Below are 14,420 nucleotides of genomic sequence, written 5' to 3'. Positions count from 1 at the left end.
ATGAAGAAAATCGTAACCAAACCTAAGAAAACCTTTTTTGAACAAAACAAAGATCTCATTGTTGTGGGTAGTGTGATCGTTGTACTCGCAGGTGGCGCAGTTGCCTATATGTACTACAAGAAAAAGAAGGATCAAAAAGAAGTCGACCTGGCTCAAAACCAGGAGAACACACCACAGATAATTCCTATAAACACGACCATTCCTGTTTCAAGTAGTTCAGGATCATCGTCCAGCTCTTCATCTACACCACGCATTAAATACGTGAAGACTGGCTATCCGCTAAAATATAGAACACGTCATCAAGATGTAAAAATTTTACAGGCCTATCTAAAGATTTACAAAGAGAATCTAGGTAAGTCTGGTTCAAAGCGTGATGGAGTTGATGGCGTTTTTGGACCGCTCACGTTAAAGGCTGCCAAAAAGCGATTGGGCAAAGCTGAATTTACAGAAAAGGACATCGCAGGAATGCGGAAAGCGCTAAAAATGGTAGGGAAATGAAACGAGAAAACATCGTAAAAGTAGTTTGTATTACTGGCGGTTTACTCGGTGTCGGGATCATTGCCCATCAATTGCTGAAAAGCAAAAGAGAAGATACTGAAGAGCAAAAGCAAGCTGTAGCGGCGGTCTTGAAAAAGGAGATTTTAAGACCAAAACAGAAAGACTTTAAACCTTCAATGCAAGTGGTCAAGTCAAAACCACCTGCACCTGAAGAAAAGTCCAGCGCACCAAAACCCAAAACAGTACCTAAAAAACCTGTCGCTGATGAATTCCCTTTGCAACTGGGAAGCAAGGGAAAAAATGTGGAACGTTTGCAAGTGTATTTGCTAAGAAATTACGGTTGGGCTGGAATCGTGACTGGCGTTTTTGACGAAAAAGTACAAGAGCGTGTAGAGAAATATCTAAAAGTTGAGACGGTAACAGAATCACTATTCAATGCCTTAGAAATGAACGAATCCATTAAAAACCAATCCAACTAATTATGGGTAAAAGCATTAAAGATATCGTGTCAAGCCTTGTAGATGATGACGGCATTAAAACCGAAGTCACGCTCACAATGACTAACCAGACGCTTACAAAGATCATCATCGCTCTATTGGCATCTGGAGCAACGATTGTTCTGGTTGCACATTTGACCAAAAATATGTTCCCAAATCATCAAATATCCCTGCTTACCGCAGACATCAAAATCATAAAAGAAACCCTTAAAAATCAATTGAAATGACAGACATCCTAAAACACTTAGTTCACTACTTATCTAGCCTAGATTGGGCATATATTTTTACGTTCATCATTATTGCCTTCGGTCTTAATCAAAAACCAGTCACAGATTGGTTAGCAGATTTTACTGGCATAAAGATCAAGACACGCTATCGCGTGCTTATCGTAGGAATTCTTTACGGTATCATCGTCTATTTTATAAGAGATACGATGCTGCACAAGATAGAAATGCTGTTGCAGTCATTTGTGTTTGCGCTCGTCTTCCACAAGCTGATTTTAGAAAGTGTGTTGAACAGACTTTTTAAACCTGAAAACGAAGATAAACGTGAATAAGTGGAAAGTCATTTTCGCCATTTTCTTTTTTGCGGTGGTCGTCCTTGTGCTTACGCAGATCATCATTCCACAAGAGAATGGATATGAGCTAAGAACGCCTAGCGACTGGAAAGAACAAAATCAAAATCTGCTTATAAAAAATCAATCGCTAGACCTGGAGATTGAAGATCTGGAAAAGCAGGTGGATAGCCTTACGGCTTTGGTAAGTAAGAATACCGTCACAATCGGCCATCTAAAAACGAGTCTCAATGAAAAAATTACTACTATTTCTAGTTATAGCGATGCAGAGCTATTGCTGTATTTCTCAAGATTTAAAACCGATAGTACAGCTTATAAAAAATGAGAAATACTTCTGTTTTAACTTGGAACAGTCTCGTGAGATTGCATTGCGATTAGAGCGTGGCAGGTATCAGGATTCCATCGTGAGACGATTGGATTTTTCGATTAGGCTCAAGGACAGTTTACTCGTAAAGAAAGACTCTGTGGTCTCGAGATTGAGATTGCAAAATTTCAATCTGACAGCAGTTTCCGAGAATAGCAATGAGCAAATTCTGTATTTAGAAAACCAACTAAAATTTAAAAATCAAAAACTGAAACAAGGCAAGTTGCACAAGATCCTTTTGGGTGGTGGCTTGTTGATCCTTTCAGGAATATTAATAGCCAACTAATTATGGGATATCAAAGTGATAGTGTTTCAAAAGAGACAAAATCGATAGAAAATACACAAGAGATTTTAGAAGTAAAGCCAGAGCATTTAGGGCCAAGTTTGCTACACTCGCCAGTACGCAATCGGTACTCGGTTATTAATGCAAATCTAGTTGTCGGGAAGGATATTCGCCTACGTGCTAGAGATGCCAAACAACTTGAGATAGCAGGCTGGCAGGTAAGTTTACCAGCACCCTTAGTAACAGATCAATCTGATTACTACGGACTCTGCCAGACCGAAAAGGGAAACACCTTTAACTACGCGATAGATGCAGATGGTAGATTGTTTCTCTACGGGACTTTTGTAGATAGTGAAGATCACGTGATACTCAATGTGAACCCTTATTTAGCGGAGCTTCCATTACGCTATGTGGATTTTGGAATTCGTGGTGGAGAGTTGATTTTACCACCAGACGAGCCAAGACCAAGGGATGAATTTTAATTAGAGTACGCTTTCGCGAAAGCGTAAAAAACCAAATTATGAATGTTTATGAAATTGTTGCGATTGTATTAGGTGCTACGGGCTTCTGGAAGCTCATAGAGTTATTGATGCACTATAATATCCAGCGCAAACTGAAAAATGCTGAGATACGGCACATTAATGCTCAGGCTAACGACAGCATTGTGACCAACTGGGTGCAATGGTCTGAAAAAATGGAAAAACGCATCAGCCAGCTCGAGAATAAGAATACCGCAATGTCACGCACGATTACTAAACAGCGTGATCGTATCACGGAGCTAGAAAAATACATCGAACAGCTGGAAGCCGAAATTCAGATTTACAATAAAAAGAAGATTTTATGAATGTAGATAAAGGAAGTAATACACTCAATTACATTTTTGCCGCATTTACCTTGCTAAGTGCTATTAAAATAGGTTCTGATCTTTATTTGAGATATAAAGAAAGTCAGCAGACAAAGAAGCCCTGCAACTGTAAAGACAAGGCTTAATGGCAATTAAAGACAACCGCCATATTTATATAGGATTAGGCACAATGGCGCTACTTATGGGTGGCGCTTTTTTGGCTTATAAATTTAGCAAGTCGCGTTCAAAATCTAGACTATATAAGCCAAACGGAATCGCTGTGGATTTCTCAGTCTTTGACAGTCCAGATTTACCTGGTTCTGGAAATTGTATGGATAGACGTCTTATAGCGATGCTGCACAATCTCTCGGTAAAGACCGGTTATCCTATCTTCAGTTGGATAAACTCTGGAGCACGTAGTGACGCTCACAATCGTAAAGTAGGTGGCGTGCGCAACTCTTCTCATAAAATGCCTACTTGTAAAGCTGTAGATATAAGAGCTTCTTCTAGAACAATTCGCAACAATCTGGTTATGGCCGCGCGTGATGTGGGTTTTAAACGCATAGGTGTAGGCAATACATTTGTTCATCTTGATGTAGATGAAGGTAAATCACAATATGTGGCTTGGGGTTATCCTAGTGGAACTGCTGCGGCGGTTAATCCTTTTGTGTAATAGCCAGAAGAGCTTATTGATGACTTTGGTAAAGTGACATCATTCTAATCTTGAATCAAAGTAACCATTTCTTTAAGATGATTGTCCTCTTCAGTTATCCAGTGATTTTTCTTTATTAAATTAACTAGAATATCTTTGTGCCTATTATCTAAATTCTTCACACTAAGATTGGAGTATTTAGAAGGGTTATCCCTGTCCATCCAAAGACTTTTGTGTTCTGATTTCAGGATGCTTTTAGAACTAGCTGTTGGATAAAGAAGCTTAATTTGTGGAATAAGTTTACAAACCATATTGAAAATAAGTAGACCATCATAATCCCAATCGCCGGAATAGTAGATAGGCAAGTTCCTGTCATAGGAATATTTTAGTTTTTCAATGTTTTTCCCTCCAGCATACCAAAGTTCATAACCGTATTTTCTAGGTAATGAAGGTCTCTTTAAAAAGTCTAAATTTTCACAGAGAATAATTAACTTAGGATCTTCACATTCTAAACGATACATATATTGCTGATCTCTATCATCAGCAAGCTCATCAATTTGAAGCATCTGTTTAACGGCATCAATTAAAGCTTTCTTACCAATTAAATATTTTTCATTTTTGAAAAACATAGAAGACACATTCCTGACGGTTTCCTCATTTTGCATTATTTGATTTCTAATTGGCAAAAGTTCGCCGCTGTCCATACGACGTTTCATATCCATTAGCTCTATGATATCTGCTTCTTCAAATCTGGTTTGAGGTTTTAAAAGTTGATTGTTTTCTAAAAATGCGTAGTACTGATTAAACTTCTCTAGATACTCTTCTTCATACATCTCAAAAAAATCTTCATCATCAGAATAATAAACCTTATAGCCTTCTTTGATTTCTTGGGTATCATTCAGCAAGTGTTGAAATAATGAATCTTTGATTAAAGTTTCCTTAATCTTGGTTTCTTTATTTCTGTAAAGTTCATTTAATGATTTTAATGTTACCCAATTCATTGGTCATTTACATTATTTAAGTAATCTGACAGATCTTGTCTGGCTTCATTAGTTTTAAAATAGCTACTTGGCGGTGCATAATTGATATTAACATCTTCGTAACCTTCAATTAAGTGATGTAAATACCAGCCTTCGTCTTCGTTAGAGCCATAAGGTTCTGGTGTCATTGTCAACATTTGATATCCAAACTCTTTTGCAATATTTGGAAAGGTGTTAAAGTTACCCTTATCCATATTAGAGACTTCTTCAAGTATTAAAAATTTGACACCTTTTCTATCTTCTTTTTGCACAATTGAAAGTCTGCCAATACCTAATAATACAATCGCTGTATAGCTTTGTCCTGTACTTCCTGTCTGGTCAATGCCGTCTTTGTCTAATAATCTGGTACTTAAATCGAAATAAGTTTTTGGGTCTAATAGGTCTGAAAATTTTATCTTCTCATTGTAGGAGGTTGTTTCTGCAAATATCTTTTCAACAAAACTCTCTACTGAGTCTGAAAATTGTAATTCTCCTTCCGAGTAAGCGGCTTGAGTGGACGACTGTAGATTCTTCATCCAATCTATTTTGAATGTTTCATTTGGCGTAAAATCTATTTTGAAATGGTACTTGTCACTAATTAGTCGCTCGTTAAAAAAATCATTCAAATCTTCGACTGTCTTTTCAAAGTCTTGATACTTTGTTTTTGTCAATTTGAATATACGAAGCATCGCCTGCGTAATGGCCTGCATTACTTTAGTTCTGTTTTGATTAGATTTTTTAAGTGCTGGGGCAAGATTTTCAGTGTGTTTTATTTTTGGTCCTAATAACACTAATTCTAAAACCGCAAATGAATAATTCTGATCATCCATTTGGTTTTTTACTTCTAAATCATCTTTGGTCGTATCGAATCGGGATGATGCTTTACCATAAGCGTTTATGTAATTGTCCTTATTTGTGTTATATAATTTTTGAAGATTTTCTACATTCACTTGATTGATATTAGTAGGCACAAAATCCTGAATATGCAACTGACTAAAACGTGTTTTAAAGATAATAAGCGCACCCTCATACTTTTTCTTTAGCTCATCGCGTTCTTTCTCCTGTGAGTCAAGCAACGCTTTAAGTGTGACTAAATTTTCTTCCTTTTGGGTTATGGTTGATTTTGAAGTCTCAAGTTTGTTTTGCAAATCTGTATGGACAGACTTTTTAGCAGCTACTTTTTGAATATAAGATGTTAACTGATCGTCTATTTTTTCATATGTAATTTCAATTGGAATTTTCTTTTCAAGTGCTTCTAATTCTCGCAACGATAGCTCCAAGTCTTTCTGGTCTTGAGTAATTTTAGTAGAAAGACTTTCGGCAATACTCATTGCTATTTTTGACCTTTCGTATAAGGAAAAGTCTTTAAAATCTTTATTAAGATTTTTCAGCTCATCAACCGCTGACAAATCGTAAGGATCTCCTTTCTCAAATTTTAAAATTTCGCCAAGTTCATTATTGATAGACTTTACTTGCTCGTTAATTGCATTCTGCTTTTTTTTCTTAGCATCATTCATTTTAGCAGTATCAGCAAATATCTGTTTATCATTAGAGTAAGGTACAAAGGTTCGTAAAGCACCTATTGCAAACCAATAACCGGAATTCACCTTATCTTCTTCAATATTTTCAGATTTTAAGAGAGAACTATCTTTAGTGTATTGACTTCCTTTAGTAGGATTATCTGGTTTTCCGCAATCCACATTTTTAAGCAATCCGAACAGTACAGTTTCCTGTTCTTTAGTAAGATTGTTACCGTCTTTTAAAATCTGTGCGATTAAGGAACCATCTTCTCCAGCAGATAGAATACGATTGAGTGCTTCTAAGTCAGCAAGCTCTGAGCTCTTGACTGCTTTGTAGTCTGCAATAATTTTTAGCTGTGATGATGTCTTCTCATTTATTTTATCAATCGTACCGTATCTTTTTAAATCAGAATTAAGTTTATTTACCCTATCAATGATTGACTGGTGATTGTATTCATCAATATTTATCTTAACTAAATTTGCTTGATCTATTTCAGGTAGCTTCATTTTTTGAAGCTGATCAAGACTTGCTAATTTTTCTGCTCTTGCATTAAAGAGATTTTTATAGTTTGTAAAGGATTCTTGAGCTTTAAAATAGGTGTCATAATCTGACTTTGTAATTTCAATTTGTTTAGAAATTTTTGGTAGATCTGATTTTAGGTTACTAATGATATCTGTCTCTTTTTCAATTTTATTAGAAGTTCCTATGCATTTATTTGCAACAGTTTCGTATTGCGAATAATTACTATGGTATTCAGCTGTTAGATAATTTTGTTGCGCATCGTTTTTTAATTGCTCTAACTCTTTAAGATTACCTAATACTTCTTGTTTTAACTCAATAGTATGTATTTCTTCGTCCAGCTCATTGTATTCATTTATAAGTTTTTCAAGCTTCTCCTTGTTTGATTTGTATTTGGTCTCAAGCTTATCCAAACTATTCTCAAAAAGAAAATCCTTTAAAATTTTATCGCTCTCCGTATCTAATGAGTTTGCTTTTGAAAAGGATTGTATCACTTTCGCGAAAGCGTCCATATTTTCATCAATCGCAAGATTTATAGGCAAAAGCTCATTAGTATATAAAAACTCATAGTATTCTTTTTTATCTTCTAAATCTGTGAAGGATTTTAGAAAGCCTTTTTTATTCTTTTTAAGATGCCTTGCAAGCTGGTTAATGGGCAAAAATTGACCATCTTTTAAAAAATCTTTACTATATGCTAACTGATCTGCGTGAAGTGCTAAAGTTTCAAGGTCTTTTCTGTCATTATCATTATAGGCTTGATTTAATATCCAGAATGACTTTAACGGCCTGCTACGCTTATTACCTATATTAGTGCCAATAGTTATAAATTCATTTTTCTTAAATTCTATATGTATAAAAACATAAGCATCATCAGTATTATAAGGTATAGTATGTATATGTCTGTCTTTATTTTTGAAGCTCTCGGTGCCAAAACTTATTTTGCTCTTTTGACCAATAAATATGAGTTGAAATAAGTCTGCTATAAGCGATTTACCGATACCATTGTTGCCGGTAAAATCAGTCCTTACTTGATGTAATAAGTAGTCTTGATTATAGTGCTTTCTCACACCAACTGTGGATAGCGAAAAAATTCTTGGATATTCTATCATTATAATTGGCTAAGGTATTTTTCACTAAACTCTGTGAAGTTTGTAATTTCTTTTTCATACAATTTTTGAAATCTAATAATTGGTTCTCGTAATACAAAGTGTATATCTTCGCCATCTTCTACAGCTAAATTTGTAATCCATCCCAACTTATTAAATTCTCGTAGTACACTCTTAAATGGCTTAATAACCTTTAATGACCAGTCGCCTTCCAAGTAATCGTCTTGTACTTTGTTAAAAAATAATTTTTTGTACAAAATATTATTGTCACTTTCTTTAATCTCCTTTTTTATATCTGCAAAGCGTACTTCTTTTTTACTTTCAAAATATCGCTCATAATACATATTAAGTAGTATAATACCTATCAAGGTTTGTTTTTGCGTTAGCTTTTTGTGTCGGGATGGGTTAGCAAGTGCTCCTTTGGATGCATCAGGATAATCTACGTAATAGTATTTTGAGTCTTCTCTACTTTCCATTATTAGTTCTAAACCATATACCTTTTCATAATAATATGAAAGCTCGTTCAAATAGTCCTTAAGTAGTTTATAGAGATAAAATCTATCGTTTTGAATATGTCTACCAGATAGTAGTTCAATATTTAAATCTGCAAAATATTCTTGAACATCTGCGTTTTTAAAAAACGAAAAATTTTGACTTACTTCTTTATTATTTTCATTTTCCATAATGCAATATTTTGAGACAGAGATGACTTGGGGATTTCTCTGTCTATTTTAATTTCGTAACCGTTATTATGTCTAGCAAACTCTACAAGTTCAAATCCTACTTTAAGTGCTATTAAGGCATCATTTTCTTTTAATGCTATTTCGTAAAAATGATTGCTAAAATCAATTTCCCCATCGTTGCTTAACTGATTTTTAAAGTGATTTACCCATTTGGCGGTATTCTCTTGACGAGTTAGTTCGGTATCTAATTTTGAGATTTGTGACTTTAGGTGTGCTTCATTAACTTTAGGTTCAATAACATAGCTCTTCTGAATACCAAACTCTTCATAATAAACCAAACCGACGTGTTTAAAACGTTCAGAAACAATAGATTTCAAAGGGAATTTTTCAGACAATGTAATACCATCTTTTTTTGAGAAGGATGCTTGTTCTAATGTGAATTTTAAAAAACGCTTTACATTTATTCTAACTGCCGATTTATTTTTAAAATTATCTTGTACCGTTATTAATTGAGTGCTTGCGTAAGCTGACCTATCTAATAATTGTCCTAATTTATATTCTACTTCAACAAAAAACTCATCTACCTTCTTTTTAATTTGAACGGCTCTATCGTATTCTTCTCTTAATTTTTTATGAGTTTCTTTCTGTTCAGGCGTTTTAGTGTCAGGAAGGCTGTTTTTTCTTTTTAAAAAATAGTCAACGACCTGTTCTATTTCTTCGTCAAGGCTATTACTTATTAGTAAAGTGTCTTTAATCTCGTCGCTTTTTGCAGTAATTTTTTCAAATAATATGGAAACATTCTCAGCTGTTTTTAATGCCGAATCTTGGTCTTGATTGATATAAATATTGAGTTCGTCAATAGCTTTATTAACGTAATCTTTTAAGGACTCTAAATGATCTATAATTACAGTACCGCTATTACCTTCAAAATTAAACTCATACCATCTATTAAAATCATCTATACTTTTAATATCTGAAGCTGTAAAGTCTGCAAGTTTTTTGAAAGTGTCACGTAGTGGAAACTTTGCATACGGGCTATATAGTTTATTATCTATTAGCTTAACGAACTTAAGTGCAAAGTCGGTAAGCGCATATTTAAAGCGTTCTTCTCTTGGATGTTCTAAATAGTACTTCAACAAACCATCTACAATAGGATCAGTATGAGGTATGCTACTGCTTTCCATTAAAGCCACATCCTTAATACACCTTTCAATATCTTTATAGGTAAAGTGCTTGTTAATCTGTTTATTTATGATTTTTTTATGGAGCATATAAACGGTTATACCATCAGTCTTTTTAGGGATAAGACTTGAATATGATGCGTTTATGTCTGTTAAATTGAAGTCTATAGCGTGCTAATATTTAATTGTTTAAGCTCACTAAAATAAAAGAATTTGATTGTGATTTACTCTTATTTATCGAAAATGTGATTTTTCACCATTACACAACATTTCGTTAAAACAAACATTTATGTTAAAATATTTGCTAATTTTGCAATAAATGAAACAAATTATCCACAAATCAATGGCAATTGTAATGGCTGTTGTGGTTCTACTGACCACAATGTCATTTAGTGTGGATATGCACTATTGTGGGGATACGTTAGTAGATTTTTCATTCATCCAAGATGTTCAGACTTGTGGAATGGAAAAAGCTGAACCTGCTAAGAGTTGCTCTAACTCAATGATTTCTAAAAAATCTTGTTGCTCAAATGAACAATTAATTATTGAAGGTCAAGACGATTTAAAACAGGATTTTTCACAACTTACGTTTGAGCAACAAATATTCGTTGCCTCTTTTGCTTACTCATATATCAGTCTCTTTGAAGGAACTGAATCACAAGAGATCTCTTTCTCAGATCACTCGCCCCCATTCGTAAGGCGGGACTTGCAGGTATTGCACCAGACATTCTTAATTTGATTTATTAAACAGTACCAGTAGCAATGTAATTGTAACTGGAAAACCCGGCGATACATTCGTTTTGGGCACGTTTTGTTGTTTCTCATTTGTACTGAGAGCAAACCAAAGCATATTTCTATAACTGTTTAATAATCACATCGTATGCTAAATAAAAGCATAAAATTTCTCATAGAAAACAAACTTGTCGCCGTAATATTACTCGCCCTATTCGTAGGTTGGGGAGTAGTTAACGCACCCTTCAATTGGGAAACAGGTATTTTACCAACTGATCCTGTAGCTGTTGATGCCATTCCAGACATCGGCGAAAACCAGCAAATTGTTTTCACCAAATGGCAAGGGCGTTCACCACAGGATATCGAAGACCAGATTACCTATCCACTTACAACGTCATTGTTGGGAATTCCTGGTGTTAAGACCATCCGAAGCTCTTCAATGTTCGGTTTTTCAAGTATCTATATCATTTTTGAAGAAGATGTAGAATTCTATTGGTCGCGTAGCCGTATTCTTGAAAAACTCAATTCACTTCCTGCAAATCTATTGCCCGATGGTGTAAACCCCGCATTGGGTCCTGATGCTACAGGCTTGGGTCAAATTTTTTGGTACACGCTGGAAGGTCGCGACAAAGATGGCAACGTAACTGGCGGTTGGGATTTACAGGAGTTACGCAGCATACAGGATTATTATGTGAAATACGGATTGTCTTCGGCAAGTGGTGTTTCCGAAGTAGCCTCAATTGGTGGGTACGTCCAGGAATACCAAGTGGATGTTGATCCTGAAAAAATGCGGCAATACAACATCGGCTTGACCGATATTGTAAAAGCTGTCAAGGAAAGTAATCAAGACATCGGTGCGCAGACTTTGGAAATTAATCAAGCCGAATACCTTGTTCGTGGTTTAGGGTATGTAAAATCTGTTGCAGATATTGAAAATGCAGTAGTCGCTTCTGAAAATTTTACTTCTATACGAATCAAAGACATCGCTAATGTTCATTTGGGACCACAGACCCGCCGCGGTATTTTAGATAAAGAAGGTGCCGAAGTGGTTGGCGGAGTCGTGGTAGCTCGTTATGGTGCTAACCCAATGGAAGTTATCAATAATGTAAAAGATCAAATAGCCGAATTATCATCTGGACTACCCACAAAAACCTTGGCAGATGGTCGTACTTCACAAGTGACTATCATTCCCTTTTATGACCGCACTCAACTTATTCAGGAAACACTTCATACGCTCAATGAAGCCCTTACACTTGAAATCCTGATAACCATTTTGGTCATCATCGTAATGGTGTTTAACCTACGTGCATCCATTCTAATCTCTGGTCTGTTGCCTGTTGCCGTTTTAATGGTTTTCATAACAATGAAGCTCTTTAATGTAGATGCTAACATTGTTGCCTTGTCAGGAATTGCCATTGCTATCGGTACAATGGTTGACGTGGGCGTCATACTCGCCGAGAATATGATTAGGCATCTGGAAGATAAAAAATTACGCTTTCGCGAAAGCGGAATAGAATACACCACAAACGAAATTATCTACAACGCAACTGCGGAAGTTTCTGGTGCAATTTTGACCGCAGTTCTCACAACGATTATCAGTTTTCTACCTGTGTTTACAATGATAGGTGCTGAGGGAAAACTATTCAGACCACTCGCCTTTACAAAAACAATGGCACTTGCTGCATCGCTTGTAATCGCGCTGTTTTTAATACCGCCTTTTGCCGCGTTTCTTTTTAAGAAAAGTAACCTAATGGAACGCTCAAAGTACCTTATTAATGGTATTCTCATTGTCCTTGGTATCACAGCCATCTTTTATGGCTATTGGCTTGGTCTCATTTTGATTGCCTACGGTGTTGTTGCGCTTTTGAGCGTAAGGGATAGAATTACAGAAAAACGAGCTAATCTCATCCATATTATTATTTCCTGTGTTGCTATTGTTTTCCTACTCGCCGAATACTGGCGACCACTTGGTTTTGACCGCAGTATTCTAATGAATTTGATTTTTGTAGCGATTATCTGCTTTGGACTGCTTGGTGTGTTTACAGTTTTTCGAAGATACTATGACAGCATTTTACGCTGGGCACTTCAAAACCGATACCTGTTTTTAATCATTCCAACAACGGTGCTGATTTTAGGTGTGGTCATAATGCGTAACACAGGGAAGGAATTTATGCCTGCACTTAATGAAGGCTCATTTCTTTTGATGCCTACATCCTTACCGCACGCTGGTGTCGAAGAGAACAAACGTGTCTTGCAACAGCTGGATATGGCCGTGGCAAGCATCCCTGAAATTGAAACTGTAGTGGGAAAAGCAGGTAGGACAGAATCTGCCCTCGACCCTGCACCACTCTCAATGTATGAAAACGTGATTCAGTACAAGTCTGAATATATGCGAAATGAAAATGGCGAGAGACAACGCTACCGTGTAAACGATGATGGTCTATTTGTGCTGAAAAATGACAAGTTCATTATTAACCCCAATAATGAAATCGATGATGATGCAAACTATGAAGCTTCACAACTCAAAACAAGTGCAACACGCAATGAATTGATTGAAGATAACAATGGCGAATATTATCGAAATTGGCGACCGGAAATCAGCAGTCCTGATGACATTTGGAATGAAATCGTACAAGTGACCAAGTTTCCAGGCGTGACTTCTGCGCCCAAGTTGCAGCCCATCGAGACGAGGCTCGTGATGTTACAAACGGGTATGCGAGCACCGATGGGAATTAAAGTAAAAGGACCAGATTTAAAAACCATAGAAAACTTTGGACTTCAACTGGAAGATATTTTAAAGCAAGCCGAAGGCGTTAAAGAACAAGCTGTTTTTGCAGACCGCATTGTGGGTAAACCTTATTTGCTGATTGATATTAAACGAGACCAGCTGGCACGCTATGGGATTTCCATTATGGATGTTCAGGAAGTGCTTCAGGTTGCTGTGGGCGGTATGCCACTTACCCAAACAGTAGAAGGACGTGAGCGCTATGGTGTGCGTGTACGCTATCCACGTGAGCTGCGTGCAAATCCAGAAGACTTAAAAAGTATCTATGTTCCTGTGTCAACTGGAAGTCCGGTTCCTTTGGGCGAACTGGTCGATATTCGTTACGAGCAAGGCCCACAGGTCATTAAAAGTGAAGACACCTTCTTGATTGGGTATGTGCTGTTTGATAAGCTCGATGGCTTTGCCGAAGTCGATGTGGTGGAAAATGCACAAGCGCTCATTCAACAGAAAATCGATAATGGCGATTTGGTCGTGCCACAAGGAATCAGTTACCGATTTACGGGAACGTACGAAAATCAATTGCGAGCAGAAAAAACGTTATCGGTAGTTGTGCCACTTTGTTTACTGGTCATTTTCTTGATTTTGTATTTCCAATTCAGGTCGGTTTCTACGTCGCTTATGGTTTTTACAGCCATCGCCGTAGCCTTTGCAGGTGGTTTTATAATGATATGGTTATACGGTCAGGATTGGTTTTTCAATTTCAGCTTTTTTGGCGAGAACCTACGGGACTTGTTCAATATGAAAACCATCAATTTAAGTGTGGCCGTTTGGGTCGGTTTTATTGCCCTTTTCGGTATTGCGACTGATGATGGTGTTGTAATGGCAACCTATTTAGACCAATCATTTAAAAGCAACGAGCCAGACAGTAAAAAAGGCATACGTCTCGCGACATTGGAAGCGGCAGGAAAACGCATAAGACCGTGTTTGATGACGACTGTGACCACAGTTTTGGCATTGTTGCCAGTACTCACATCTACAGGAAAAGGAAGCGACATTATGATACCGATGGCCATCCCCATTTTTGGCGGAATGATAATCGACGTCACATCTTATTTCCTTTTACCAGTTCTATATAGCTGGAAAAAAGAATACCAACTTAAAAGAGCAAACAAATGAAAAATATTAAAATCATAATCTGTCTTTTGTTTGTTTCCGCTGAAGT

The 14,420-nt window shown here is 36.5% G+C and carries 14 protein-coding genes; 10 read left to right on the top strand and 4 right to left on the bottom strand.

Annotated features, from left to right (window positions below; translation table 11 throughout):
* Positions 1–72: 72 nt before the first annotated feature.
* The 8 genes from ACVC43_RS06945 to ACVC43_RS06910 all read left to right on the top strand — a co-directional run bounded on the left by ACVC43_RS06945 (position 73) and on the right by ACVC43_RS06910 (position 3,733).
* Positions 73–498 carry a peptidoglycan-binding domain-containing protein gene (locus ACVC43_RS06945; protein WP_452223820.1) on the top strand — a complete coding sequence of 142 codons (426 nt, stop codon included), beginning with the start codon at positions 73–75 and terminating at the stop codon, positions 496–498.
* Positions 495–977 carry a peptidoglycan-binding domain-containing protein gene (locus ACVC43_RS06940; RefSeq protein WP_144665671.1) on the top strand — a complete coding sequence of 161 codons (483 nt, stop codon included), beginning with the start codon at positions 495–497 and terminating at the stop codon, positions 975–977. The genes ACVC43_RS06945 and ACVC43_RS06940 overlap by 4 nt, the downstream gene beginning before the upstream one ends.
* Before the next feature lie 2 nt (positions 978–979).
* Positions 980–1,222 (top strand): hypothetical protein, encoded by a 243-nt coding sequence (locus ACVC43_RS06935; RefSeq protein ID WP_144665669.1) that lies wholly within the window; start codon positions 980–982, stop codon positions 1,220–1,222.
* A complete protein-coding gene (locus tag ACVC43_RS06930) occupies positions 1,219–1,551 on the top strand; it encodes a hypothetical protein (protein WP_144665667.1) in 333 nt (110 codons plus the stop codon). Before ACVC43_RS06935 ends, ACVC43_RS06930 begins: the two co-directional genes overlap by 4 nt.
* Complete coding sequence (locus tag ACVC43_RS06925; protein ID WP_144665665.1) at positions 1,544–1,894, top strand: hypothetical protein; 351 nt, start codon at positions 1,544–1,546, stop codon at positions 1,892–1,894. The genes ACVC43_RS06930 and ACVC43_RS06925 overlap by 8 nt, the downstream gene beginning before the upstream one ends.
* 327 nt (positions 1,895–2,221) lie before the next feature.
* Positions 2,222–2,698 (top strand): hypothetical protein, encoded by a 477-nt coding sequence (locus ACVC43_RS06920; protein ID WP_144665662.1) that lies wholly within the window; start codon positions 2,222–2,224, stop codon positions 2,696–2,698.
* 38 nt (positions 2,699–2,736) lie between these two features.
* The gene (locus ACVC43_RS06915) at positions 2,737–3,060 is read left to right on the top strand and encodes a hypothetical protein (RefSeq protein ID WP_144665660.1); all 324 of its coding nucleotides are present in this window, start codon (positions 2,737–2,739) and stop codon (positions 3,058–3,060) included.
* 145 nt (positions 3,061–3,205) lie between these two features.
* A complete protein-coding gene (locus ACVC43_RS06910) occupies positions 3,206–3,733 on the top strand; it encodes a D-Ala-D-Ala carboxypeptidase family metallohydrolase (protein ID WP_144665658.1) in 528 nt (175 codons plus the stop codon).
* A 44-nt stretch (positions 3,734–3,777) separates the two neighbouring features.
* Here the strand turns inward: ACVC43_RS06910 and ACVC43_RS06905 are convergent, their stop codons facing one another.
* The 4 genes from ACVC43_RS06905 to ACVC43_RS06890 are packed head-to-tail and all read right to left on the bottom strand — an operon-like array spanning position 3,778 to position 9,831.
* A complete protein-coding gene (locus ACVC43_RS06905) occupies positions 3,778–4,713 on the bottom strand; it encodes a hypothetical protein (protein ID WP_159259736.1) in 936 nt (311 codons plus the stop codon).
* The gene (locus tag ACVC43_RS06900) at positions 4,710–7,880 is read right to left on the bottom strand and encodes a hypothetical protein (protein ID WP_144665654.1); all 3,171 of its coding nucleotides are present in this window, start codon (positions 7,878–7,880) and stop codon (positions 4,710–4,712) included. Before ACVC43_RS06900 ends, ACVC43_RS06905 begins: the two co-directional genes overlap by 4 nt.
* Entirely contained in the window at positions 7,880–8,560 is a 681-nt protein-coding gene (locus ACVC43_RS06895) for a condensin complex protein MksE (protein WP_452223819.1), read from the bottom strand. Before ACVC43_RS06895 ends, ACVC43_RS06900 begins: the two co-directional genes overlap by 1 nt.
* Positions 8,533–9,831 carry a hypothetical protein gene (locus tag ACVC43_RS06890; RefSeq protein WP_144665650.1) on the bottom strand — a complete coding sequence of 433 codons (1,299 nt, stop codon included), beginning with the start codon at positions 9,829–9,831 and terminating at the stop codon, positions 8,533–8,535. Before ACVC43_RS06890 ends, ACVC43_RS06895 begins: the two co-directional genes overlap by 28 nt.
* A gap of 229 nt (positions 9,832–10,060) precedes the next feature.
* On the opposite strand from ACVC43_RS06890, the gene ACVC43_RS06885 reads away from it, so the two are divergent.
* Together ACVC43_RS06885 and ACVC43_RS06880 are read left to right on the top strand one after the other, a co-directional pair.
* The gene (locus ACVC43_RS06885) at positions 10,061–10,480 is read left to right on the top strand and encodes an HYC_CC_PP family protein (protein ID WP_144665648.1); all 420 of its coding nucleotides are present in this window, start codon (positions 10,061–10,063) and stop codon (positions 10,478–10,480) included.
* Between the two features lie 141 nt (positions 10,481–10,621).
* Positions 10,622–14,374 carry an efflux RND transporter permease subunit gene (locus ACVC43_RS06880; protein WP_219360335.1) on the top strand — a complete coding sequence of 1,251 codons (3,753 nt, stop codon included), beginning with the start codon at positions 10,622–10,624 and terminating at the stop codon, positions 14,372–14,374.
* The last annotated feature ends 46 nt before the right edge of the window (positions 14,375–14,420 follow it).

The sequence above is a fragment of the Lacinutrix chionoecetis genome, assembly GCF_053604665.1.
This window is presented reverse-complemented; position numbering and strand designations above follow the sequence as displayed.

What these genes read in the sequence shown, in the direction of transcription:
- ACVC43_RS06940 (WP_144665671.1), top strand. Translation starts at nt 495, where the DNA reads ATGAAACGAGAAAACATCGTAAAAGTAGTTTGTATTACTGGCGGTTTA.
- ACVC43_RS06935 (WP_144665669.1), top strand. Translation starts at nt 980, where the DNA reads ATGGGTAAAAGCATTAAAGATATCGTGTCAAGCCTTGTAGATGATGAC.
- ACVC43_RS06930 (WP_144665667.1), top strand. Translation starts at nt 1,219, where the DNA reads ATGACAGACATCCTAAAACACTTAGTTCACTACTTATCTAGCCTAGAT.
- ACVC43_RS06920 (WP_144665662.1), top strand. Translation starts at nt 2,222, where the DNA reads ATGGGATATCAAAGTGATAGTGTTTCAAAAGAGACAAAATCGATAGAA.
- ACVC43_RS06915 (WP_144665660.1), top strand. Translation starts at nt 2,737, where the DNA reads ATGAATGTTTATGAAATTGTTGCGATTGTATTAGGTGCTACGGGCTTC.
- ACVC43_RS06910 (WP_144665658.1), top strand. Translation starts at nt 3,206, where the DNA reads ATGGCAATTAAAGACAACCGCCATATTTATATAGGATTAGGCACAATG.
- ACVC43_RS06905 (WP_159259736.1), bottom strand. Translation starts at nt 4,713, where the DNA reads ATGAATTGGGTAACATTAAAATCATTAAATGAACTTTACAGAAATAAA.
- ACVC43_RS06900 (WP_144665654.1), bottom strand. Translation starts at nt 7,880, where the DNA reads ATGATAGAATATCCAAGAATTTTTTCGCTATCCACAGTTGGTGTGAGA.
- ACVC43_RS06895 (WP_452223819.1), bottom strand. Translation starts at nt 8,560, where the DNA reads ATGGAAAATGAAAATAATAAAGAAGTAAGTCAAAATTTTTCGTTTTTT.
- ACVC43_RS06890 (WP_144665650.1), bottom strand. Translation starts at nt 9,831, where the DNA reads ATGCTCCATAAAAAAATCATAAATAAACAGATTAACAAGCACTTTACC.
- ACVC43_RS06885 (WP_144665648.1), top strand. Translation starts at nt 10,061, where the DNA reads ATGAAACAAATTATCCACAAATCAATGGCAATTGTAATGGCTGTTGTG.
- ACVC43_RS06880 (WP_219360335.1), top strand. Translation starts at nt 10,622, where the DNA reads ATGCTAAATAAAAGCATAAAATTTCTCATAGAAAACAAACTTGTCGCC.